The organism is Streptomyces flaveolus (assembly GCF_044765825.1).
In the GTDB taxonomy this organism is placed as follows: domain Bacteria; phylum Actinomycetota; class Actinomycetes; order Streptomycetales; family Streptomycetaceae; genus Streptomyces; species Streptomyces flaveolus.
Map to the genome: position 1 here is coordinate 1 of NZ_JBIWKU010000010.1, position 22,612 is coordinate 22,612.

Below are 22,612 nucleotides of genomic sequence, written 5' to 3' on the forward strand. Positions count from 1 at the left end.
GGGGGGGGGGGGGGCGGGGGGGGGGGGGTGGGGGCGGGGGGGGGGGGGGGGGGGGGGGGGGGGGGGGGGGGGGGGGGGGGCCGCCGCCCCCCCCCCCCCCCCACGCCCCTTTCGGCTGGAGCACCGACCTCGTGCCGCGGCATGCGTCTCAGCTCCGACCCTCATGTCCTGATCGGTACGGTGACGCCTTGCCGCGGCCGGTGAGGCGGGGCCCTACACGTCCGAGGCCGCGAGTTCCGCGATCGCGGCTGTCGCCCGGGCACAGTTGTCGCGGTCCTCGAAGGCGAAGAACGCGCGTGCCCGGTAGTCGTACTCCGGCTCGCGCACACACCCGTTGCTGAGGTAGCGGATCACTTCGGTCACCACCTCCTCGACGTTGCCGCACACCGGTCCGAACCCGTCGTGCGCCGCCTCGAAGTACCCCTTCCTGGCGTGCTTGGCCCAGTACTCGTCGGGGTCGAACCGGGCGTAGACGAGCGGCGTGCCGAGATAGGCCATGTCGAAGTGGACGGAGGACCAGTCGGTGATGAACAGGTCGCACTGGCGCAGGGCCGTCTGAACGCTGACCTTCGTCTGGTCCAGGCGCTGCACCCGGGGGTGGTCCGGTACGACACCGTCGATCATGTTCCGCATCTCGTAGTGCGGAAGGAAATCGAGCACGTAGTCGTAGTACTCCAGCGCCTCCATCAGCTTCGGGTGGCGCAGCAACTGCACCATGAACTCCCGGTAGGTCGACTCCCGGAAGATCTCGTCGACCGCGTTCTTGTCGGCACCGTCCTGCTGGAGGTAGGAGGGAACCGTCAGGTACTTGCGCCAGGTGGGCATCAGCAGGACACGCCGTCGGCCGCGGTCCGGCTGCAGCGCGTCGAAGCGCGGGAAGCCCAGCGCCTTCGCCTGCTCTCCGTAGTGCATGTGCTCGGAGAAGTACTGGGCCTCCCGGTCGCTGGTCGCGAACACGAGGTCCACGCCGGTCCGGTTGCGGTGCAGGGCCTTACTGCCGTCCTCGTCGGTGACGCCGTGCTGGAGGAAGACCCTCCGAGCCCCGACGCGCCAGTTGAGGTGCTTGAGGTACTTGGTGCGGTCCCAGCCGTCGGGCAGCATGTACGAGTCGATGTCGTAGGCGTTGATGAGCAGCGACGCGTGCAGCATGAGCAGCTTGTGCTTCCAGGAACTGTGCGCGACCACGTTCCCCAGGCGCTTCAGCTTGGCCCGGTCGGCGCTGTTCTTCTCGATGACGTAGTAGGCCTTCCGGCGGCGCTCGTGCGTGCGCAGATACGTGAACAGGTGCAGGCTGTTGTCCTGTGCGGTGTCCTTGCGCTCGCCGATCAGCCATATCTCCTTGCGCCGGAAGAACGCGAGCGTGGCCCGCCGGATGGCGCGGGCACGCCAGAAGGGCGCCTTGCGCTTCTTCTGCTCCTCGTCCAGACCCTCGAGGAACTCCTCCCAGGCTCTGTCGCCGTCCCGGCCCTGCGCCTCCCGGACGACCAGGACGGAGTTGTCCTTGCCCTTCGACAGCGGGAGGACCCAGCGGTCCGCGATCTTCATGGGCCGGGCGCTGCGCAGCATCGCGGTGGTGGTCATGCACGGACGCGAGACATCGCGGCCCGAGGTGCAGAACACCAGCTTCAGCGGGAACTCACCGTCCTTGAGGGCGCCTGCCTCGACGACCGCCTCGAAGCCGCCCCAGGCGAGGTCGTCACGCGTTGCCAGCAGGTCACTGCGCCACACCTGCCGCGCGGTCACCATCTGACCGCTCTTCTCCACCCACAACTGCAGGGGATTGCGCATGGGGTGGCTCATCGGGAGTCCGTTGAGCACGAACCGGCCGGCCACCACGATGCCGCCGGAGTCGGGGTCCGCCTGGATCCGCTCCACGTGCACGCTGGTGGCGGAGACCTTCGTCAGCGGGAGCAGCGCGCTCGGCACCGCGACATCGAGGTAGAGGTCTCCACCGCGTCCGTACACACCGCTGATCGCCTGCTCCGGGCGCGCGAAGAGCTCGTACCAGTTCATGTACATCGCCAGGAACGGCACTCGATGACGGGTGTCGTGGGTGGAGGCCAGCACCGCGTCGGGCGTCACCAGCGTGTAGACGGCGCGGGCCCGCTGGAAGAGCCGGAACAGCTCGTCCTCGGGCAGGACCTGCGGCGCGCGCAGGGCGAACCCCTGGTAGCTGCGCACCAGGAACCGGTTGAGGACCTCCTGCCGGTGTCCCGAAAGGCGGGAACGGAGCGTCATGAGGTACTCCTCCAGAAGGAGGTGGTCCCAGTAATTCTCCGTGCGCTCCCACAACTTGTCCATCGTGGAGTCCTCGGCGGCACGCTTGCGGTACTTGTAGACCGTGCTCGGCACCATCGCGATGCGGTCCGCGAGCAGCATGGCGGGAACCGAGAAGAACGCGTCCTCGAAGTGCACCCCTTCGCGGAACCGGATGTTGTTCGCGCGAATGAACTCGACGTCGAAAAGCTTGTGGCAGGCGCTTCCGCCGTGAATCATCTCGGGGATGTTCTCGATTCCGGGATGCACCTGGACACTCTTCCCGAAGTAGCGGAGCCAGGGCCACTTGGTCTCCTCCGGGAAGGTCTCCATCCGCCCGATGGTGAGCGGAACACGCTCCTTCACCGCAGTTCGCCACATGGTTTCCAGGGCATCTTCGGGCAATACGTCGTCGGAGTCGCAGAACGTGATGTAGCGGGCGCTGACCATGTCCATTCCCGCGTTCCTGGCCCCGCCGGCCTTCCCCTCGGGATGCACGAACGCCCACACGTTCTGATGCTGTGCGGCGAACTGCGCGGCAATGGCGGCCGAGCTGTCACTGCTGCCGTTGTCGACCAAGATCACCTGACAGCGGTCGAACATCGTCTGGCCGGCCAGCGAGTCCAGGCACTCCTGGAGATATCTCTCCACGTTGAAGATGGGCACGACGACAGCGACGGCGTAGAGGGGATCGAACACGTTTGACTCCTGATTTCTGACGAATACCCCATTTCTGGAGCGGCCCCTGATCAGTGCTGGGCGGACTCGATGACGAGTTGGGCGTTCCCGCCTTCGGCGGTGATGCGCGCGAGACCGTGGAACCCGTTGGCGGGCTGCTGTGGGACCAGCGACGGGGAGACGGCGCAGGGCCGCGAGACGTCCCTGCCCCGGGTACAGAGCACCAGACGGACGGGGAAGGAGCCGGCCGGGAACTCCCGGGGGTCGACGGCGACGCTGAAGACGGCCCCCGCCTGGCCCGGCCCGTCGTGCGCCTGCCCGTGGTTCACCGCCGGAAGCGTCTTGCCGCTCCGCTCGAACCAGACCTGCAGTTCCAGCTTGGCCAGCACTTCGTCGGGGAGCCCGTTGACCGAGAAGCGGCCGTGGACCACCGCCGTCCCACCCTCGCCGGCGGAGACGCCCTCGATCCGGGCGGGAACGGATGTGACCTTGGTGAGGGGCAGCCCCCAGGACGTCCCCGGGTAGTCGATGTACAGGTCCCCTTCACGGCCGAAGACGGAACCGAGAACGGAAGCCGGACGGTAGAAGAGGTCGAAGTCCCCGAAGTGCAGCGCGAGATAGGGGAGCCGGTGCCTGGTGTCGTGCGTGCTGCGGGCGAACTGCTCCGAGGTGATGCCCCAGTAGAGCGTGCGGCAGCGCTCGAAGAGCTGCCGGCAGTCGGCTTCACCGAAGACCTGAGGCGCTCTCAGCAGGAAACCCTGCATGCTGCGAATGAGGAACCGCTCCAGCGCCTCCTGCTCGTACGGCGTCAGTCCCTGACGCATACCCGCGAGGTACTCCAGCATCACCAGCTGGTCGGCGTAGTTCTGCGGCAGATCCCAGATGGTGTCCATGACAGAGGTGCCGTCGCCGCGCCTGCGGTACTCGTAGACCGGAGCGTCGACCAGCGCGATGCGCTCCGACAGCAGCAGCGCGGGCAGCGAGACATAGGCGTCCTCGAAGGCGGTACCGGTCCCGAACCGGATCCCCTGGGAGCGCAGTAGGTCGAGATCGAAGATCTTGTTCCAGCAGGATGCGGAGTGGATCAGGTCAGGGACGTCGACGACGCTGCCCACCGTCTTGACGCTCTTGCCGAAGTACTTGTGCCACGGGGCCTTGACCGGCTTCGGGAGGTGCTTCTCACGGCCCACGACGACCGTGGCCCTGGTTTTGACGATGGTGTTCCGCAGCACTTCCAGGGACCGTTCGGGCACGATGTCGTCGGCGTCCCAGAACACGATGTACGGCGTCACCGCCATGTCCATGCCCATATTGCGTGCGTCGCCGGCCCGGCCCAGAGGCTGCGAGACCAGGTCGACGTTGGGGTGCCGGCCGGCGAATTCGCCGGCGATCGCCACCGACTGATCACTGCTGCCGTTGTCGACGAGGATCACATGGGCACGCGCGAAAGCCGTCTGTGCGGCCACCGACTGCAGAAATTCGGCGAAGAAATTCTGGACGTCGCGGAACGGAACGACGACTGTCACGTCACGGTTGGCTTGGGACATACTTCCTCCTGGCACACCACATCATTGATTCAACCCCGAACGAGACGATCGATCGCTTCCGACGACCTCACATTGTTCTGTTGGTCCCGGTACTCGAAGAACTCCTCCACCCGCCGCAGGTACTCGGGCTCCCTGACGCACCCTCCCCGCATGTAGCGGACTACTTCGCCCACCACCTCTTCGACGCTTTCACCGACCGGCCCGAATCCGTCCCGGCGGGCGTCGAAATAGCCCTTCTGGTAATGCCCGTCCCAGTACTCCTCGGCATCGAACTGCGCGTAGACCAGAGGAGTTCCGAGGTAGGCGACGTCGAAGGCGGTGGACGACCAGTCCGTGACGAAGAGATCGCAGTGCCGCATGGCGTCCTGCACGCTGACCTCGTTCTGGTCGACGATCCGGACGCGATCCCGGTCCGGCACCATCTCCCCGACCATCGCACGCATCTCGTAGTGGGGCAGGAACTCCAGGGCGTAGTCGTACCGGTCCAGGGCGGCCAGCAGATCCGGGTGGTTCAGGAAGCGGACCATGAAGTCCCGGTAGGTGGAGGCGAGGAACCGGTCGCGCATGGCCTGTCGCGCCTCGCGTCCTCCGCCGTCACGGCTGTACGAGGCGACGGTCAGATAGGCGCGCCACGTCGGCATGAACAGGATGGTGCGGCCGCCGCGAGCGGGGACCAGCGCGTCAAAACGGGGGAAGCCGGTGACCTCGACCTGTCCCTCGTAGCCGAGTTCCTCCGACAGGAAACGTCCCTCGTGCCGGCTCACCGCGAGGATGAGGTCGACGCCCGTGCGGTTGCGGTGCAGGCCCTTGCTGACGTCCTTGTCCGTCACACCGTGCTGGAGGAAGACCCGGCGGGCGCCCACACGCCAGTTCAGGTGTTTGAGGTAGCGGGTCCGGTCCCAGCCGTCGGGCAGCATGTAGGTGTCGATGTCATAGGCGTTGACCAGCGCGGACGCGTGCAGCATCAACAGCTTGTGCTTCCAGGAGCTGTGCGCGACAACGTGCCCGAGGCCCGCCAGGTGGGCTCGGTCCGGGCTGCCGGCCCGGATGACGTAGTACGCCCCGCGCCGCTGCCCGGCGGTGCGCACGTGCCGGAACAGGTGCCGGCTGTTGTCCTGCGCTGTGTCGCCCCGCTCACCGAACAGCCAGATGTCCCGGCCGAGGAGCAGCGGTTTCAGCGGTTTGGTGAGCAGCCGTACCAGACGCTGCTTCCAGAACGGCCGACGGCGCAGCACGTGCTTGGCGTCCTTGACGAGGAGGCTTCCCAGGATGCCGCGCCCGGTGAGCCGGCGGGCCGGGCCGGAGACCATCAGGATGGCCCGGTTCTTTCCCTTCCAGTGCGGCACCACCCGTGTCCGGCCGTGCTCGACGACGCGAGCCCCGCGCAGGTACCCCGCGGCGACGAGGCACGGGGTCACCGCCTGGCCGCCCTCGGTGTCCAGGACGAACTCGAGGTCGTGGACACCCTGCCGCAGGGCCTCGAGGGGCAGGTCGGCGGTGAAGCCGCCCCACTCCGTGTCGGGCCTCGTGTTCTTCAGATCCCGCCTGCGGACCTGCGTGGCGGGGACGCTGAGGCGGCTCCCCCTGACACGCAGGCCGAGGTGCCCGGCCAAGGGCCCGGCCATGGGCATGCCGCTGACCTCGAACCGTCCGGAGAGCCGCAGCGTCCCGGTACCCGGCACCCTGCGGACGTGCTCCAGATGCGCGGTGAACGGCGTGGCCTGCGCCAGCGGGGAAAACTCGTCCGGCAGTCCGCCGATGAGGTACGGGCGGCCGTCGCGGACGGAGAGCTTGTGCAGTCTGGCCGCCCGGTCCGCGAAGAGGCCGAAGTCCCCGGTGAGGAAAGCGAGATAGGCCACGCGATGGCGCGCGTCCGCGGTGGCCGTGAGGACCACGTCGGGCGGGACGTCCCAGTAGACCGCGCGGCACCGCGAGTAGATGTCCTCCAGCTCCGCCCCCTGGAAGAGGTCGGGTGCCCGGAGCGCGAACCCCTGGTAGCTCCGTACCAGGAAGAGGTCGAGCACGGCTTTCGACGACTGCGGGAGGCCCGCGCCCAGTCGGTGCAGGTACTCCACGAGCAGGAGGTGGTCCCAGTAGTTCTGCCGCCGCGTCCAGATCGCGTCCATCGTCGAGTTCCCGGCGGCGCGCTTGCGGTACCGGTAGACACAGGCGTCGACCAGGGCGAGCCGGGTGGCGAGAACGAGCGCGGAGACTCCGACGTAGGCATCCTCGAAGTGGACGCCTTCCGCGAAACGGATGCCGTGAGAGCGCAGGTAGGAGAGGTCGAAGAGCTTGTTGCAGGCGCTTGCGCTGTGCACCAGTTCGGGCGCCTCGGCAATGCTGCCGAAGGTCCGGTCACCCTTCCCGAAGTGGTCCTTCCAGGCCCAGTTGGTCGGCTTCGGAAATGTCTCCATCGCGCCCACCACGACCTGTGCACCGGTCGCCAGGGAGGCGTCCAGCATGCGTTCGAGCGCGGTGGGCGGGAGCACGTCGTCGGAATCGCAGAACGTGATACGCGGACTGGTGGCCCGGTCCATGCCGAGGTTGCGGGCCGCTCCCGCGCCGCCGCCCCGGCGCACCAGCACCGTGGTGTTGGCGTGCCGGCGGGCGAACTCGGCACAGAGTCGGTAGGAGCCGTCCGTACTGCCGTTGTCGACGAGCAGGACCTCGCAGCGTTCGAACACCGTCTGCGCCTCGATGGAGTCCAGACACTCCTGGAGGTACTGCTCCACGTTGTAGACCGGCACGACCAACGTGACGTCATAGGGATTCATGTGCGGCGGAACTCACTCGCAGGCGGCGTGACAGGGAAGGGAAGGTCATCGGCCGGCGGCATGGATGCTCCTCTCCGGCTCGGCATCCCGCTCGAGGGCATGCTCGTACTCGGCTGCCTCGTAAGGACTCGGCACCGGGAAATAGGCATCGAGGAATCGTTTCAGCATCTCGCGCTGAGCTTCCGGGTCAGCCGATTCCACCGTGTCGTTCAGGCAGAAGGTGTCCATGTTCCGGTTGGCGAGCAACGTGTTCAGGCGCCGCTCTGCCAGGTCGGCCGAGAGGTCGATGTACCGGTACTGGATGTCGCCCACCGTGGCCCGTGCGGAGTGGTACGCGAAATAGTGGTGCAGCGACGAGGCGATCGGTACGTCCGCGGGGGAACGGAAACGGGAATGCTGGGTTGCCGTGTGCTCCTCCGGGAACGTCTCCTCGATCTCCTGCAGCACGCTCCTGCGAAGCGCATGCGGTGTGTGCTTCATCTTCTGGGATATGGCGGTACCGAATTTCTGGGCAATGAGCCAGCGGCTGTTCTTGCCCGCGGCATTGACCGGGAGATCGGTCGGCGAGACGCCGCCTCCCGGTATCAGCGCAGGTGAGGTGAAGAACTTGGTGAGACCGTTCGGGTGGAAGAAGTGTGCAGGCGTCACCGGGCGCCCGAAGAAGACGTCGTCGTTCAAGTAGAGGAAGAACTCCGAGAGTCCCGGAATATGGTGCAGCTGGCTCTCGATGGCATGCGAGTTGAACGTCGGCAGGGCGGCGGGGTCGGAGAAGATCTCCCGGTGGTCCACCACCCGGAGGTTCGCGTGCTGCGCATGGAGCCAGGCGGGGACCTGTCCGGCCGTCACGAGATAGATGTTGCGCACCCAGGGTGCGTTCTGGTGGAGCGACCGCAGCGAGTAGCGCAGTTCGTCACGGCTGGTGTACCGCGAGTCGTTCGCCGCCTGCTCATGGAGCCCGTCCGCGGAGAACCCCTGCCGCGCACGGTCGCGCGACGCCCGCCAGACCGGATCCGAGTCGTCGACCCAGGTGTAGACGACGTCGATGGGGAATTGGTGATCCTCGGGGAGCGGCACGGCGAACTCGGCCAGCGTCCTGGCGTCCCCCGTGTGATACGCGGGAGGTATCGGGCTGAAGAGACTCTGCGGTGCCGACTTGCGCGGAGCGCTCGCCGGAACCGCGTCGATGACCCGGTTGGGACGCGGAGCCCGCAGCTCCCCGTCCCGCTCCGTCCACACCTCGAGATCACATCCGGAGGCCGCACCGAAAACCAGCTGCTGGGTCGGGTCGCACACGTACCAGGCAAGCCGCAGCACCTTGTGGTTGCGCAGCTGCCGCCACGACCGCTCCTCGCCGCCGGGCTCCATGCGGGCCTCGTTGCCGCCGGCCGGTCCCACGTAGCCAGGGGCCTGCTCGAAGGCCATCTGGAGCAGTTCCTCGACCAGTGGACGGGATGCGGCCGGGACGGCGACGGTCGGCAGTCCGCTGTTCGTGCCCCGCACACAGAAGTAGTCGATGCCCGCCGCCTCCAGAACGGAGACCACGATGTTCAGGTTGCGGGCGCGGGCCGCCCAGTCCGTCGCCCCCTCGACCAGCAGCACGCGCATGTGGCGGCGGCCGACGCGGACGACCCGCTGGCTGTAGGCGTTGCTGTGCCGGGGAGCCTTCCGCTTGCCCCCCATCGCCCAGACCACCGTGGCGGAGCGCACGGAGTCGGCGGCGGTGAGCGAGGACTTCACCGCTTTGCGGACCGGGGTCGGCACCCTCCGGACGATGCGTTGCCTCGCGCCGGTCGGGACCGCAGAGCGGTACGCCGAGATCAGCGCACCGGCTTCAGGGTTGTCCGAGCCACCCACGAGGCATCCACCATCCATACCCAGCAGCTCCGCCTTCCAAGGATGTCGCACACCTCACTGCGGGGGCCCTGGAAGAGGAAGAAGCTCGCGTCACCAGCGGTAGGGACTCATCGGCCCGAACTGCTGCGATCGCCACACATCGGCAACCCATCAAACTTTCACATAATGGTTTCCTAAAAGTCCAGGTCGGGACAGCACGTGGACAGGTTGTGACGCGTGACGATCATCACGGATGAGCGGTACAACCTTTCCCGCCCTGGACTTCCGAGGGGCTCTGGTGTACTGACGGCTCGTAAGTTGACAGGCCTCGTCGAGCTGTGCCGACGCAGACTCAGGTCCCCGGCAGGCGGTCCCAGTCGGACAGGGTGAGCCCGGGTTCAGGCCGCTGCCGATTCACCAGGACAGCGCCGTCCGCGGCGACCGCCGCCATGACGACCCGGCCCCGTCCGTCCAGCGCGAGCGCCGGAGTGCCGACGCAGGCGACACCTGTGTCGGTCCACCAGAGCCCGCCGGCTTCCTCACCGGTGCCGCAGACGCCGAGCACAGCTGTCCCCGTACGTCCCCGGTGGGCGAGGACCGTACAGTCGTAGCCGTCGACGCCGGCACGGACCGTGGCGTGGGAGCCCTCTCCGGGAGCCCCGCCCGCGGGGAAGGCCCACTCGCCGGGCCGCTGCGCATAGACACCCGTCCCGCTCTGCTCGGACCAGTACGCGGTGAACACCCCGGGAGCGGTCTCCAGGAGCGCGGCCGAGCCGGGCACCGGAGCGGGTACGAGATCCTGCGCCCGGCGCAGGTCCGCTCCCTGCTCCGTCTGCACCCAGCGCATGACCGACCGGTGCCCCGGCGCGAGGACTTCGACCAGGCCGGCAGAAGTCGCCGCAGCGGTCAGCCCGCCCGCGACCGCGCCCCCGCGCAGGTCCTTCCACGCCTCCCACGCCCCGCTCCTGGATTCGCGCCGGAGCATCACCCCGCCGGGGCCGCCGGAGACGAAGACGTGGACCGTGCCCTGTCCGTCGACGGCGGCGGTCGGCATGCCGAGTGCCGCGGCATCCCTCGGGTCGCGGTACGGGTTACCGAGGGAACGCCACTCCCCCAGCGTCCGGGCCGACTGGTACTGCACGGCGTAGAGCAGGTCGACCTTCGTCGCGCCCCCGTCCGCTCGCTTCTCCCGGCGCCCGATGAAGTGCGCGTAGCGATTGGCCCCCTGGGCGACGGTGAGACCGGTCAGCCCGGCAGCGGGGAAGAAGTCCGGCCCGCTCCAGCGCCCGCTGCCGACCGCGGTCTCCGTCCAACGGTGCACACCGCCTTCGACGAGCGCGTACACGGCGAGGCGGTCGTCGTTCCCGCGCAGCAGCCACGATCCCGTGGCCACCGCCGTCACGGACGCTCTCTGGGGCCGGACCTCGGCCTCGGCACCGCCCCGGGACCGCCGGTCCACCGCCTGCGCACCTCTGCCGCGCATGTGTGCCGTCCCTTCCCGCCCCAGGCCCGGTGCCCACAGATGACTCCAGAATTCGCCACATCATAAGCACGTCCGAACACGTGTCCCGCTGCTCCGTCGGCACCTCAGGGGCCTCAGGTCACAGCCTCCGGAACGGATCCAGCGGCGGACGGAGCCACTCGGGCCGGGGTGGTCCGCCGTCCTCGCCAGGGCGAACAACCGGACACACAGCCCGCACCGGTGCTCGAGTGCGCGTCTATAGTTCAGTGCCAACCAAGCGTCAGCCGAGCAGCACCGACCCGGCCCCTCACGGGAGCGGCCTGCTGCCCTTGCCCTTCGGGCACGAGTTGCGAGGACCCCGCCGTGAGCCACGACCTGAGCACCCCTGTGCCGCCTGCCCCTCATTCCCCGCCCGGCAAACGCGGCAATCGCAGAGCTCAGAAGAAGAAGCGCCGCACCGGCCGCATCGTGCTTCTCTCCCTGCTCGTTCTCGTCCTCGCGCTCGGCGGTACCGCCTACTGGCTCTACAGCGACCTGGACGGCAACATCAACGGCGTCGACATCAACGACGCGATCGGCAAGGACCGCCCGGAGAAGCTGCCCACCTCCGGGCAGAACATCCTGATCCTCGGCTCCGACTCGCGCGCCGGTGACAACGCCGAGTTGAACACCGGCAAGGTCGCCGGGGCCCGTTCGGACACGGCACTGGTGATGCACATACCCGAGGGCCGCACGAAGGCCGTCGCCGTCAGCATCCCGCGTGACACCCTGGTGACCCGCCCCGACTGCACCAAGTCGGACGGCTCCGAGGTGGCCTCGGCCGAGCGTGTGATGTTCAACTCCATCTACTCGCAGGTCGGTCCGGCCTGCGTGGTCAAGACGGTCGAGAAGATGTCCGGCGTACGCATGGACCACTACGTGGAGATCGACTTCGCCGGCTTCAAGGACCTGGTGGACGCGATCGGCGGCGTCACCGTCACCGTCGACCAGGACATCCACGACAGCTCCAGCGGCCTGGACCTGACCGCCGGTACCCACCGTCTGAACGGCACCGAGTCCCTGCAGTTCGTGCGCACCCGGCACGGCATCGGCGACGGCAGCGACCTCGGGCGCATCGGCCTCCAGCAGGAGTTCATGATCGCGCTGCTCGGCGAGATCAAGAAGCAGGACCTGCTGGGCAGCCCGACCAAGACGTACAAGATCGCCGACACGCTCACCGCGGCTCTCACCACCGACTCCGAACTCGCCTCGCTCACCGCACTGGCGGACTTCGGCCGCAGTCTGAACGGCGTCGACCCGTCGACCATGGACACGATCATGCTTCCGGTGGCGTACGACAAGATCGACCACAACCGGGTAGTGGCCGCCGAGCCGCAGGCGTCGACGCTGTGGAAGGCGATCCGCAGCGACGACGAGATCCCGGAGTCGGCCACGAAGTCACCCGCGACCGGCGGCGCTTCCTGAACCGGCCGGCCCCGCCGCCGTCCACTCGGGAAAGCGGCGGGGCCGGGGGCTCTGTTTCCGTCAGACGGCCTGCCAGGGCGCGAGGGCCAGACCGGGTTCGTCCGTGCGCCGGGTGAGCAGGAGCTGCCCGGTGGACGGGGACAGGATGGCCGCCACCAGCCGGCCGTCGCCGTCCAGGGCCAGGGCCACACCCGCGTCGGCCGGCAGCACCGGCCCGGACTCCGTCCAGGACGCCCCGGAGGACTCCTGCTCGCTGGGGTACGCCGCGAAGGCGACCCGGCCCGAGGGCGTGCACTGGGCCAGCACCGTGCAGTCGTGGCCGTCGAGTTCGCAGCGGACGGCCGCGACCGGGCCGGGGCCCGCCGCCGGGAGCACGGGCACGGGACCGGTGCCGGGGCGCCACGCGCAGAGGGTGCCGGACGCGTCGGTGAAGAACAGCGTGGTGTTCTCGTCGGAGGTGGCCAGGGCGCGCAGGGTGTCGGGGCGGGCGGTGGCCTCCACCGCGTCGACCAGCTGGAACTCGGTGCCGGGCGCCTCCTGGCGCCAGTGCAGGATCGTGCCGGCACCGGCCGCGTACGCCTCGATGCGCCCGGTCCTGCCCGCCACCGCGACGGGCGAGTCCTGCAGCTCGGCGCCCTTGAGGTCACGCCACGGGCCCCAGCCGCCCTTCTGCTTCTGGGCCCGCATGCCGAGCCCGCCGGCGGCGTTGCGCACGAAGACATGCGCGCGGCCCTGGGGGTCGACCGCGACGGCGGGCCTGCCGGTGCGGTCCCCCTTGCCGTTCGGGTGGCCCACGGGCTCCCAGTCCAGGGCCGCCAGCAGCGGCCGGAAGTGGGTGGAGTGCACCAGGCCCGACTCGCCGGGCACCGTGGGCCGCCAGGCGACCAGGTGCGCGTAGGAGTCGGCGCCCTGGCCGACCGCCAGGCCGGGGTGCAGTCGCTGGTCCCCGCCCATCCTGCGCGGGGCGTCCCAGGCGCCGCCGGGCACCTGCTCCGCACGGCACAGGACAGCGTCCTGGGTGACCAGGTAGACGCTGAGTCGGCCGTCCCGGCCGCGTATGAGCCACTCGCCGTTCACCTGATCATTTTATGCCGCCGCCCGCCGGCCCGCTCCGGCCGGGTGCCTTTGCGTGCGACCCTGGCCCCATGAGCGACAGCGGCCCCCTCCTCGTGATCGTCGACGGCGCGAACGTCGTGGGGTCCGTGCCCGACGGATGGTGGCGTGACCGGCGCGGGGCCGCGGAGCGGTTGCGCGACCGGCTGGCGGCGGACGGGGTGCCGGGCCGTCCCGGCCCGGTGGAGATCGTCCTCGTCGTCGAGGGCGCGGCCCGCGGCGTGGACTCCGTGCCCGGCGTACGGGTGGAGGCGGCGCCCGGCAGCGGGGACGACCACATGGTCGAGCTGGTCGCACGGGCCGGTGACCGCCCCGTCCTGCTGGTGACGGCGGACCGCGAGCTGCGCCGCCGGGTGACGGAGCTGGGCGCGGAGGTCGCGGGTCCCCGGACGGTCAGGCCGGTCTGACCAGCCGGCCTACGGGCTGCCCTCCACCGCCGTGCGCCGGTACGGCACCGCCCCGTCCACCCGGGGTCGGACTGGCCTGTGGCAGTGACTACGGAGTGTTGCGTCCGGACGGCTCGGCCGGGATGTCCTCGCCGCGGGCCATGCGGCTGTGGGTGCGGCCGTAGAGGAAGTAGACGACGAAGCCGATCACCATCCAGATGCCGAACCGGACCCAGGTCTCGGCCGGCAGGTTCAGCATCAGCCACAGCGAGGCGGCCACCGACACGATCGGCAGCAGCGGGACCAGCGGGGTGCGGAAGGCGCGCGGCAGGTCGGGGCGGGTGCGGCGCAGGATGATCACGCTGATGGCGACGACGACGAAGGCGAACAGGGTGCCGATGTTCACCAGTTCGGCGAGCTCGCTCAGGCTGGTGAAGCCCGCGACGATCGCGATGATCACGCCGAGCAGGATGGTCGGCCGGTACGGGGTGCGGTACTTCGGGTGGACCACGGAGAAGAAGCGCGGCAGCAGTCCGTCGCGGCTCATGGCGAAGAACACCCGGGTCTGGCCGAGCAGCAGGATCATGCACACCGTGGTCAGGCCGACGGCGGCGCCGAAACTGATCACGCCGGAGAAGAAGGGGTGCCCGGTGGATTTGAACGCGTCGGCGAGCGGGGCGTCGACGGACAGCTTGGTGTAGTGCTGCATGCCGGTGACGACGATCGAGACGGCGACGTACAGGACGGTGCAGATGAACAGGGAGCCGAGGATGCCGCGGGGCATGTCGCGCTGCGGGTTCCTGGTCTCCTCGGCGGCCGTGGCGACGATGTCGAAGCCGATGAAGGCGAAGAAGACGACGGACGCGGCGGTGAAGATGCCCATCACGCCGAAGTTGGACGGCGCCCACCCGAACATCAGCTGGATCAGCGGGGAGTGCAGGCCCCCGCCCGCCTCCACCGGCTGCTCGTCGGGGACGAACGGGTCGTAGTTGGAGCCCTTGATGAAGAAGGCGCCCGCGATGATCACGATGAGGACGACGGTCACCTTGATGGCGACCACGATCGAGGTGATGCGGGCCGAAAGCTTCATGCCGAGAACGAGGATGCCGGTGAGCACCAGCACCAGGGCGGCGGCGAGGATGTCGAAACCGAAGCCGTCGGCGCCCTCCCGGCCGGCGAGGGCCTCGGGGAACTGCCAGCCGGCGTTGTCCATGAACGAACGGATGTAGCCCGACCAGCCGACGGCGACCACCGCCGTTCCGAGCGCGAACTCCAGGACCAGGTCCCAGCCGATGATCCAGGCGGGCAGTTCGCCGAGCGAGGCGTAGGAGAAGGTGTAAGCGGAGCCGGCCACCGGGACCGTGGAGGCGAACTCGGCGTAGCACAGCGCGGCGAGGGCGCACACCACACCGGCGACGACGAAGGCCAGGGCGACGGCGGGCCCGGCGTTGTTCTTGGCGACCGTGCCGGTCAGCACGAAGATGCCGGTGCCGATGATGACACCGACGCCGAAGACCGTCAGGTCCAGCGCGGACAAGGACTTCTTGAGCGCGTGCTCCGGCTCCTCCGTGTCCCGGATGGACTGCTCGATCTGCTTGGTCCTGAAAAGACTGCTGCTCACGGGTACCTCCGACGCTTGTCGTCCTCGACATGATCGTGAGGGGGCCTAGTGCGTATGCCCGGGCGTGAGCGGATTCACGCGGATGGGCAGGTTTCGCCACTGCAACGGGTGGAGAACCTGCCCATCCGGCCGTACGTCAGTCGCGCGCCGCCTCCACCGAGTCCACCTCGGCGCCGGTGCGCTCGTACCGTCCGTCGAGCTTGGCGACCAGGCCGGTGACCTGGCGGGCGATGTCGGGCGCGGTGAGCCCGATCTCGGCCAGGACCTCGGCGCGGGAGGCGTGGTCGAGGAAGCGCGGCGGGATGCCGAAGTCGCGCAGCGGTACGTCCACGCCCGCGTCGCGCAGGGCCTGGGCGACGGCGGATCCGACGCCGCCCACGCGGGAGTTGTCCTCGACGGTGACGACCACCCGGTGGCGCTCGGCGAGCGGGGCCATGGCCTCGTCGACGGGCTTGACCCAGCGCGGGTCGACCACGGTGGTGGTGATGCCCTGCTTGGTCAGCAGGTCGGCGACCTCCAGGCACATCGGCGCGAGGGCGCCGACGGAGACCAGCAGGACGTCCGGGGTGTCGGTGCCGGGGGCGCGCAGGACGTCCATGCCGCCGACGCGGCCGACGGCGGGGACGGCGGGGCCGACGGCGCCCTTGGAGAAGCGGACCACGGTCGGCGCGTCGTCGACCTCGACGGCCTCGCGGAGCTGCGCGCGGACCTGGTCGGCGTCGCGCGGGGCGGCGAGCCGCAGGCCGGGGACGACCTGAAGGATCGACATGTCCCACATGCCGTTGTGGGAGGCGCCGTCGGTGCCGGTGACGCCGGCGCGGTCCAGCACGAAGGTGACGCCGCACTTGTGCAGGGCCACGTCCATCAGGACCTGGTCGAAGGCGCGGTTGAGGAAGGTGGCGTACACCGCGAAGACCGGGTGGACGCCGCCGTGGGCGAGGCCGGCCGCGGAGACGGCGCCGTGCTGCTCGGCGATGCCGACGTCGTAGACGCGGTCGGGGAAGGCCTTGGCGAACTTGTCGAGGCCGACCGGCTGGAGCATGGCGGCGGTGATGGCGACGACGTCCTCGCGCTCCGTGCCGATCTTGACCATCTCGTCGCCGAAGACGGACGTCCAGTCGGCGCCGGAGGTGGAGATGGGCAGGCCGGTGTCGGGGTGGATCTTGCCGACGGCGTGGAAGCGGTCGGCCTCGTCCTGGAGGGCGGGCTGGTAGCCGCGGCCCTTCTCGGTGAGGCAGTGCACGATGACGGGGCCGCCGAAGCGCTTGGCGCGGGTGAGGGCGGACTCCAGGGCCTCGATGTCGTGGCCGTCGATGGGGCCGACGTACTTCAGGCCGAGGTCCTCGAACATGCCCTGCGGGGCGATGAAGTCCTTCAGGCCCTTCTTCGCGCCGTGCAGGGTGTCGTAGAGGGGCCGGCCGACGACCGGGGTGCGCTCCAGGAGGTCCTTGGTGCGGGCCAGGAAGCGCTCGTAGCCGTCGGTGGTGCGCAGGGTGGCCAGGTGGTTGGCGAGGCCGCCGATGGTGGGGGCGTAGGAGCGCTCATTGTCGTTGACGACGATGACGAGGGGGCGGTCCTTGGCGGCGGCGATGTTGTTGAGCGCCTCCCAGGCCATGCCGCCGGTGAGCGCGCCGTCACCGATGACGGCGACGACGTGGTCGTCGCGGTCGAGGACCTGGTTGGCCTTGGCGATGCCGTCGGCCCAGCCGAGGACGGTGGAGGCGTGGCTGTTCTCGATGACGTCGTGCTCGGACTCGGCCTGCGAGGGGTAGCCCGACAGGCCGCCCTTCATCTTCAGCTTCGAGAAGTCCTGGCGGCCCGTGAGCAGTTTGTGCACGTAGGACTGGTGGCCCGTGTCCCACAGCACCTTGTCCTTCGGCGAGTCGAAGACGCGGTGCAGGGCGAGGGTGAGTTCCACCACGCCGAGGTTGGGGCCGAGGTGGCCGCCGGTCTTGGAGACGGCGTCGACGAGGAAGGTCCGGATCTCCTCTGCCAGCCGGCCCAGCTCTTCCAGGCTGAGCCGGTCCAGATCGCGCGGTCCCGTGATGCGGGTCAGCAGCGGCACCCGTGCCTCCTTGAAGTAGAGCTGTTGCCGGGCTCGACGAGTCTAATGTTCCGCCCCGGCGGAACGTGTCCGGGCGGTGCGTCGTACATCACGCGTTCGGCTGTACCCAACGGCGGCCCCTTCTACGTCCCCGGGAGCCTTCTTTCCGATCTTTCCGGTTTGTCGCATTGCCCCCGCGAGGGCTCCCGACGGCCGGGCTTGGCGACCTCTTTACCCGGGGTGGTCCAGTCCCCTGGACGGCACGTGGCGCGGGAGAGGGGTCGGGCGGTCCACGGGATTGGTCTAGTCCCCTTTTGGTCCAGACCATTGCGTCCCCCGATGTCCGGGCGATATCCCGATACCCGCAACACCCCAGCACAGCAAGGGAATCGGCGATCCACCCCCACTCACACCGGGACTGACATGAGACGCATGCGTTCCTTCCGCGCGGCCCTCACCGCGGCCGTCACCACCGCGGCCGCGGTGGGCCTCGCCCTGACGGGCACCGGGACGGCCCAGGCGGCGACCCCGCTGCCCGACCGGGTCTTCGCGCCGTACTTCGAGGCCTGGACCGGCGAGAGCCCGGCCGCCCTCGCCGCACAGTCCGGCGCCAAGCACCTGACCATGGCCTTCCTCCAGACCGCCGCCAAGGGCTCCTGCACCCCGTACTGGAACGGCGACACCTCGATGCCGGTCGCCCCGGCGACCTTCGGCGCCGACATCCGGACCGTCCAGGCGAACGGCGGGGACGTCATCCCCTCGTTCGGCGGCTACACCGCCGACACCACCGGCACCGAGATCGCCGACAGCTGCACCGACGTCCAGCAGATCGCCGCCGCGTACGAGAAGGTCATCACCACCTACGACGTCTCCCGCCTCGACATGGACATCGAGGTCGACGCGCTGGACAACGCGGCCGGCATCGACCGGCGCAACAAGGCCATCAAGCTGGTGCAGGACTGGGCCGCCGCCAACGGACGCCAGGTGGAGATCTCCTACACCCTGCCGACGACCACCCGCGGGCTCGCGGACAGCGGCCGCGCCGTCCTCGAGAACGCCGTGCGCAACGGCACCCGGGTCGACGTCGTGAACCTCATGACCTTCGACTACTACGACAACCAGCAGCACGACATGGCCCGGGACACCCAGACCGCGGCCCAGGGCCTGCACGACCAGCTGGCCCAGCTCTATCCGGGCAGGACCGACGCCCAGCTGTGGGGCATGGTCGGCGTCACGGAGATGATCGGCGTCGACGACTTCGGCCCGGCGGAGACCTTCACCCTGGACAACGCCCGCACGGTCTACGACTGGGCCGTCACCAAGGGCATCGACACGCTCTCCTTCTGGGCGCTCCAGCGGGACAACGGCGGCTGCCCGGGCGGCGCCGCCGCGGACAACTGCTCCGGCATCCGGCAGAACACCTGGGACTTCTCGCACGTCTTCGCGCCCTTCACCAGCGGCAGCAGCACCCCGGACAACGACTTCTCGGTCTCCGTCGCACCGGCCTCCGGCACGGTGACCGCGGGCGCCTCGGCCACCACCACGGTGAAGACCTCGGTCACGGCCGGACGGGCGGAGACGGTCAGGCTCGGCGTGAGCGGGCTCCCGGCCGGGGTCACCGCGTCGCTCAGCCCCGCCTCCGTCACCGCCGGCGGCTCGTCGACGCTGACCCTCGCCACGACGTCGGCGGCCGTCTCGGGGACGTACTCCGTCACCGTCACCGGCACCAGCCCGTCCGGCAGCCACAGCACCGCCTACGCCCTCACCGTCACCGGCGGCAACGGCAGCCAGTGCACGGCGGCCCCGTGGGCCTCGGGCACGGTGTACACGGGCGGCCAGCAGGTCTCGCACAAGGGACACACCTGGAAGGCCAAGTGGTGGACGACGGGCGAGGAGCCCGGCACCACCGGCCAGTGGGGCGTCTGGCAGGACCTCGGGGCCTGCTGACACCCCCCGCGCACACAGCGGTCCGCCCGCCCCTCCCATGGCTCAGATGGGTGGGGCGGGCGGACCGTCGTCCGCCGTCCGGACGCTAGGCGCGGCCGGCCGTCTTCTGGGTCTTGCGGGTGACCGCGTCGATGACGACGGTCGCCAGCAGCACACCACCGGTGATCATGTACTGGACCGGCGAGGCGATGCCCTCCAGGGCGAGGCCGTACTGGATCGAGATGATGACCATCACACCGAGCAGCGCGTCCCAGGTGCGGCCGCGGCCGCCGAAGAGGGACGTGCCGCCGATCACGGCCGCGGCGATGACGTTCATCAGGAACTCACCGGTACCCGCGCCCTGGTTGGCGGAGGCGATCTTCGAGGCCACGAAGAGGCCGCCGATCGCGGCGAAGGTACCGGCGATCGCGAACACCGAGATGCGGACCAGGTCGACGTTGATGCCGGCCCTGCGGGACGCCTCGACGCTGCCGCCGAGCGCGTAGATCTTGCGACCGTAGGCGGTGCGGCGCAGCACGAAGTCGGTGAGCAGCAGGAACGCCAGGAAGATCACCACGGCCAGGGGCAGGCCCTTGTACTGGTTGAAGACGATCGCCACGGCGAAGGCCAGCACGGCCAGCAGCACCGTGCGCACGACGATCTCGCTCAGCGGCCGGGACGGCACCCCGGCGGCCGCGCGGCGGCGGTTGTCGAAGAACGCGGTGAGGAAGTACCCCGCGGTCACGACGATCGCCAGGCCGTAGGCGGCGGCCACGTCGGTGAAGTAGTAGCTGGTCAGCTTGGCGACCACACCGTCGGCGTCCAGGTTGATGGTGCCGTTGCTGCCGAGGATCTGCAGCATGAAGCCCTGCCAGAACAGCAGGCCGGCCAGGGTCACGGCGAAGGCCGGGACACCGATCTTCGCGAAGACGAAGCCGTGGATCGCGCCGGCCACGGTGCCCGTGAGGACGGCCAGCACCAGGGCCAGGATCTCGTTCATCCCGTGCGTGACGCTCAGCACCGCGAAGGTGGCACCCGCGACACCGCTGACCGAGCCGACCGACAGGTCGATCTCGCCGAGCAGCAGGACGAAGACGATGCCGACGGCGATCATGCCGGTGCCGACCATGGCGATCGACATGTCGGAGAAGTTGCCGGCGGTGAGGAAGTTGGAGTTCAGGCTGGTGAAGATGGCCCAGATGATCAGCAGACCGACGACGACCGGGAGGGACCCGAGGTCACCGGCCTTCATCTTCCGCTTGAACTCGCCCAGGTAGCCCGCGAAGCCCTGCTCGCGCACCAGCAGCCGGGGGTCGACCGTGGGGACCGCGGCGGAGGCGGCCTCGGGGTTGTCGACCGCGTGGTCCCCGGCGGGGGTGGAGGTCTTGTCGATACTCACTTCTGGATCTCCCCATTGGTGCGCGCCGCACGACGGGTCACGGCGTTGTCCGTGGCGCCCGTGATGGCGGAGATGATCTCTTCCTGCGAGGTCGACTTGACCTCGAAGACGCCGTTGTTGCGCCCGAGGCGCAGGACGGCGACCTTGTCGGCGACGGCCTTCACATCGGCCATGTTGTGGCTGATGAGGATGACGGCGTGACCGCGCTCGCGCAGCCGCTCGACCAGGTCGAGGACCTGCGCGGTCTGCTCGACGCCGAGGGCGGCGGTGGGCTCGTCGAGGATGACCAGCTTGGGCTCACCGAGCATGGAGCGGGCGATCGCCACGACCTGGCGCTGACCGCCGGAGAGGGAGGCGATCGGGATGCGGACGCTGGGGATGCGGATGGACAGCGTGTCCAGCAGCTCGCGGGAGCGGCGCTCCATCTCCACCTCGTCCAGGACGCCGCGCTTGCGCAGCTCCCGGCCCAGGTAGAGGTTGCCGACCACGTCGATGTTGTCGCACAGCGCGAGGTCCTGGTAGACCGTCGCGATGCCCAGGCTCTGGGCGTCGTGCGGCCTGTTGATGGTGACGGCCTTGCCGTCCCACTCGATGGCGCCCTCGTCGATGGGGTGCACGCCGGCGATCGTCTTGACCAGCGTGGATTTTCCGGCTCCGTTGTCGCCGACCAGGGCGACCACCTCACCGGCGTGGACCTCAAGCTCTACGTCGGTGAGCGCCTGGACGGCACCGAATCGCTTGGAGACCCCGCGCAACGCCAGCACGGGCGTAGCGGACACGTGAACCATCTCCTTCGCCGCCTGACCCGGCGGGAGGTTGTGCAGAAGTTTGGGGGGTGGTGGTGTTCCGTCCGGCGCCCCGCGTAGCTTGCGGGGCTGATGGTGCGGGGCACCGGAGGAAGCCGCGTGCAGCCGGTCCCGCACCCGCTCGGCGGGTGCGGGGGACGGGACTGCTTACTTCAGGCCGGCCTTGTCGCAGGCGGCCTTGTACTTGCCGGCGCAGATCTCGTCGAGGGTGTAGAAGCCCTCCTTGATGACGGTCTCGTTGATGTTGTCCTTGGTCAGCGAGACGACCGGGACGAGCACCGTCGGAACGCCCTTGGTGGTGGCGCTGTCGGCCTTGCTCGTGGCGATGGAGTCGAGCGACTTGCCCTGGGCGAGGGCGACGGCCATCTCACCGGCGACCGCGGCCTCCTGCGGGTAGGACTTGTAGACGCTCATGTACTGCTCACCGGTGAGGATGCGCTGCACACCCGCGAGCTCGGCGTCCTGGCCGGTGACCGGGATGTTGCTGATACCGGCGGCCTTCAGGGCGGTGATGATGCCGCCCGCCATGCCGTCGTTGGCGGAGTAGACGCCGACGATCTTGTCCTTGCCGAGGGCGGAGATGGCGCCCTCCATGTTGGCGTTGGCGTTCTCCGGCTTCCACTCCTTGGTGTCGTACTCGCGGCCGACCTTCACCTTGCCGTCGAGGACGGAGTGGGCGCCTTCCTTGAACTGGGCGGCGTTCGGGTCGGTGGAGGAACCGTTCATCATGACGATCTGGCCGCCCTTGGCCTTGTCGCCCAGCGCCTTCAGCAGGGCCTCGCCCTGCGTCTTGCCGACGGTCACGTTGTCGAACGAGGTGTAGGCGTCGATCGGGCCCTCGGCCAGGCGGTCGTAGGCGACGACCGGGATGCCCGCGTCCTTGGCCTTCTTGATCGAGCCGGCGATCGCCTTGGAGTCCACCGCGTCCACGATCAGGACGTCGACCTTGTTGGTCACCATCGTGTCGACCTGCTGCGACTGCTGGCTGGCGTCCTGCTTGGCGTTGGCGTAGACCACCTCGCCCTTGTTGTTCGTGAGCTCCTTGACCTTCTTCTCGATCAAGGGCTTGTCGAACTTCTCGTAGCGCGCGGTCTGGTTCTCCGGAAGGAGCAGACCGACCTTGATGGCGTCGCCCTTCTTGGCGGCGCCGTCGGACGAATCGGCCTTGTCGCCGGACTCCTTGGCGCTGCCGCAGGCGGCGAGCGAGACGGCCATCGCGGTGGCGGCAACGGCAACGGCGGCACGACGCATACGCGTGTTCACTTCAGAAACCTCCCTGACGAGGCCGCGTCGTTGCGGCCGA

The 22,612-nt window shown here is 69.2% G+C and carries 14 protein-coding genes; 3 read left to right on the top strand and 11 right to left on the bottom strand.

Going from position 1 to position 22,612, the window contains the following annotated elements; all coding sequences use genetic code 11:
• Window positions 1–213: 213 nt before the first annotated feature.
• The 5 genes from ACIRG6_RS27210 to ACIRG6_RS27230 form a co-directional block, all read right to left on the bottom strand.
• Window positions 214–2,955 (bottom strand): bifunctional glycosyltransferase/CDP-glycerol:glycerophosphate glycerophosphotransferase, encoded by a 2,742-nt coding sequence (locus tag ACIRG6_RS27210; protein WP_403324877.1) that lies wholly within the window; start codon window positions 2,953–2,955, stop codon window positions 214–216.
• 50 nt (window positions 2,956–3,005) lie between these two features.
• On the bottom strand, window positions 3,006–4,481 hold the full coding sequence (locus tag ACIRG6_RS27215; protein WP_403324878.1) for a glycosyltransferase family 2 protein: 1,476 nt from the start codon (window positions 4,479–4,481) through the stop codon (window positions 3,006–3,008).
• Between the two features lie 29 nt (window positions 4,482–4,510).
• On the bottom strand, window positions 4,511–7,255 hold the full coding sequence (locus ACIRG6_RS27220; RefSeq protein WP_403324879.1) for a bifunctional glycosyltransferase/CDP-glycerol:glycerophosphate glycerophosphotransferase: 2,745 nt from the start codon (window positions 7,253–7,255) through the stop codon (window positions 4,511–4,513).
• 45 nt (window positions 7,256–7,300) lie between these two features.
• On the bottom strand, window positions 7,301–9,127 hold the full coding sequence (locus tag ACIRG6_RS27225) for a stealth family protein (RefSeq protein ID WP_364682785.1): 1,827 nt from the start codon (window positions 9,125–9,127) through the stop codon (window positions 7,301–7,303).
• 313 nt (window positions 9,128–9,440) lie between these two features.
• A complete protein-coding gene (locus ACIRG6_RS27230) occupies window positions 9,441–10,571 on the bottom strand; it encodes a hypothetical protein (protein WP_364682787.1) in 1,131 nt (376 codons plus the stop codon).
• 342 nt (window positions 10,572–10,913) lie between these two features.
• On the opposite strand from ACIRG6_RS27230, the gene ACIRG6_RS27235 reads away from it, so the two are divergent.
• Window positions 10,914–12,014 (top strand): LCP family protein, encoded by a 1,101-nt coding sequence (locus ACIRG6_RS27235; protein WP_403324880.1) that lies wholly within the window; start codon window positions 10,914–10,916, stop codon window positions 12,012–12,014.
• A 60-nt stretch (window positions 12,015–12,074) separates the two neighbouring features.
• Here ACIRG6_RS27235 and ACIRG6_RS27240 read toward each other — a convergent pair whose 3' ends face one another.
• Window positions 12,075–13,091 (bottom strand): hypothetical protein, encoded by a 1,017-nt coding sequence (locus ACIRG6_RS27240; RefSeq protein ID WP_403324881.1) that lies wholly within the window; start codon window positions 13,089–13,091, stop codon window positions 12,075–12,077.
• A 68-nt stretch (window positions 13,092–13,159) separates the two neighbouring features.
• Between ACIRG6_RS27240 and ACIRG6_RS27245 the strand changes: the two genes are divergently transcribed.
• Window positions 13,160–13,534: a PIN domain-containing protein gene (locus tag ACIRG6_RS27245; protein ID WP_239763973.1), complete on the top strand. Its 375-nt coding sequence runs from the start codon at window positions 13,160–13,162 to the stop codon at window positions 13,532–13,534.
• 88 nt (window positions 13,535–13,622) lie between these two features.
• On the opposite strand, the gene ACIRG6_RS27250 is transcribed toward ACIRG6_RS27245, so the two are convergent.
• Both ACIRG6_RS27250 and dxs read right to left on the bottom strand, forming a co-directional pair.
• Window positions 13,623–15,134: an amino acid permease gene (locus ACIRG6_RS27250; RefSeq protein WP_403324882.1), complete on the bottom strand. Its 1,512-nt coding sequence runs from the start codon at window positions 15,132–15,134 to the stop codon at window positions 13,623–13,625.
• A 136-nt stretch (window positions 15,135–15,270) separates the two neighbouring features.
• On the bottom strand, window positions 15,271–17,199 hold the full coding sequence (dxs, locus tag ACIRG6_RS27255; RefSeq protein ID WP_318214860.1) for a 1-deoxy-D-xylulose-5-phosphate synthase: 1,929 nt from the start codon (window positions 17,197–17,199) through the stop codon (window positions 15,271–15,273).
• Window positions 17,200–17,601: 402 nt separating this feature from the next.
• On the opposite strand from dxs, the gene ACIRG6_RS27260 reads away from it, so the two are divergent.
• A complete protein-coding gene (locus tag ACIRG6_RS27260; RefSeq protein ID WP_403324883.1) occupies window positions 17,602–19,125 on the top strand; it encodes a glycosyl hydrolase family 18 protein in 1,524 nt (507 codons plus the stop codon).
• A gap of 85 nt (window positions 19,126–19,210) precedes the next feature.
• Here ACIRG6_RS27260 and ACIRG6_RS27265 read toward each other — a convergent pair whose 3' ends face one another.
• From ACIRG6_RS27265 to ACIRG6_RS27275, 3 genes are all read right to left on the bottom strand, one after another.
• Window positions 19,211–20,503, bottom strand: coding sequence for a sugar ABC transporter permease (locus tag ACIRG6_RS27265; RefSeq protein ID WP_364682796.1), 1,293 nt, complete (start codon window positions 20,501–20,503; stop codon window positions 19,211–19,213).
• Window positions 20,500–21,291, bottom strand: coding sequence for an ATP-binding cassette domain-containing protein (locus ACIRG6_RS27270; RefSeq protein WP_239763962.1), 792 nt, complete (start codon window positions 21,289–21,291; stop codon window positions 20,500–20,502). Before ACIRG6_RS27270 ends, ACIRG6_RS27265 begins: the two co-directional genes overlap by 4 nt.
• Before the next feature lie 165 nt (window positions 21,292–21,456).
• Entirely contained in the window at window positions 21,457–22,560 is a 1,104-nt protein-coding gene (locus ACIRG6_RS27275) for an ABC transporter substrate-binding protein (protein ID WP_318216366.1), read from the bottom strand.
• Window positions 22,561–22,612 lie beyond the last annotated feature (52 nt).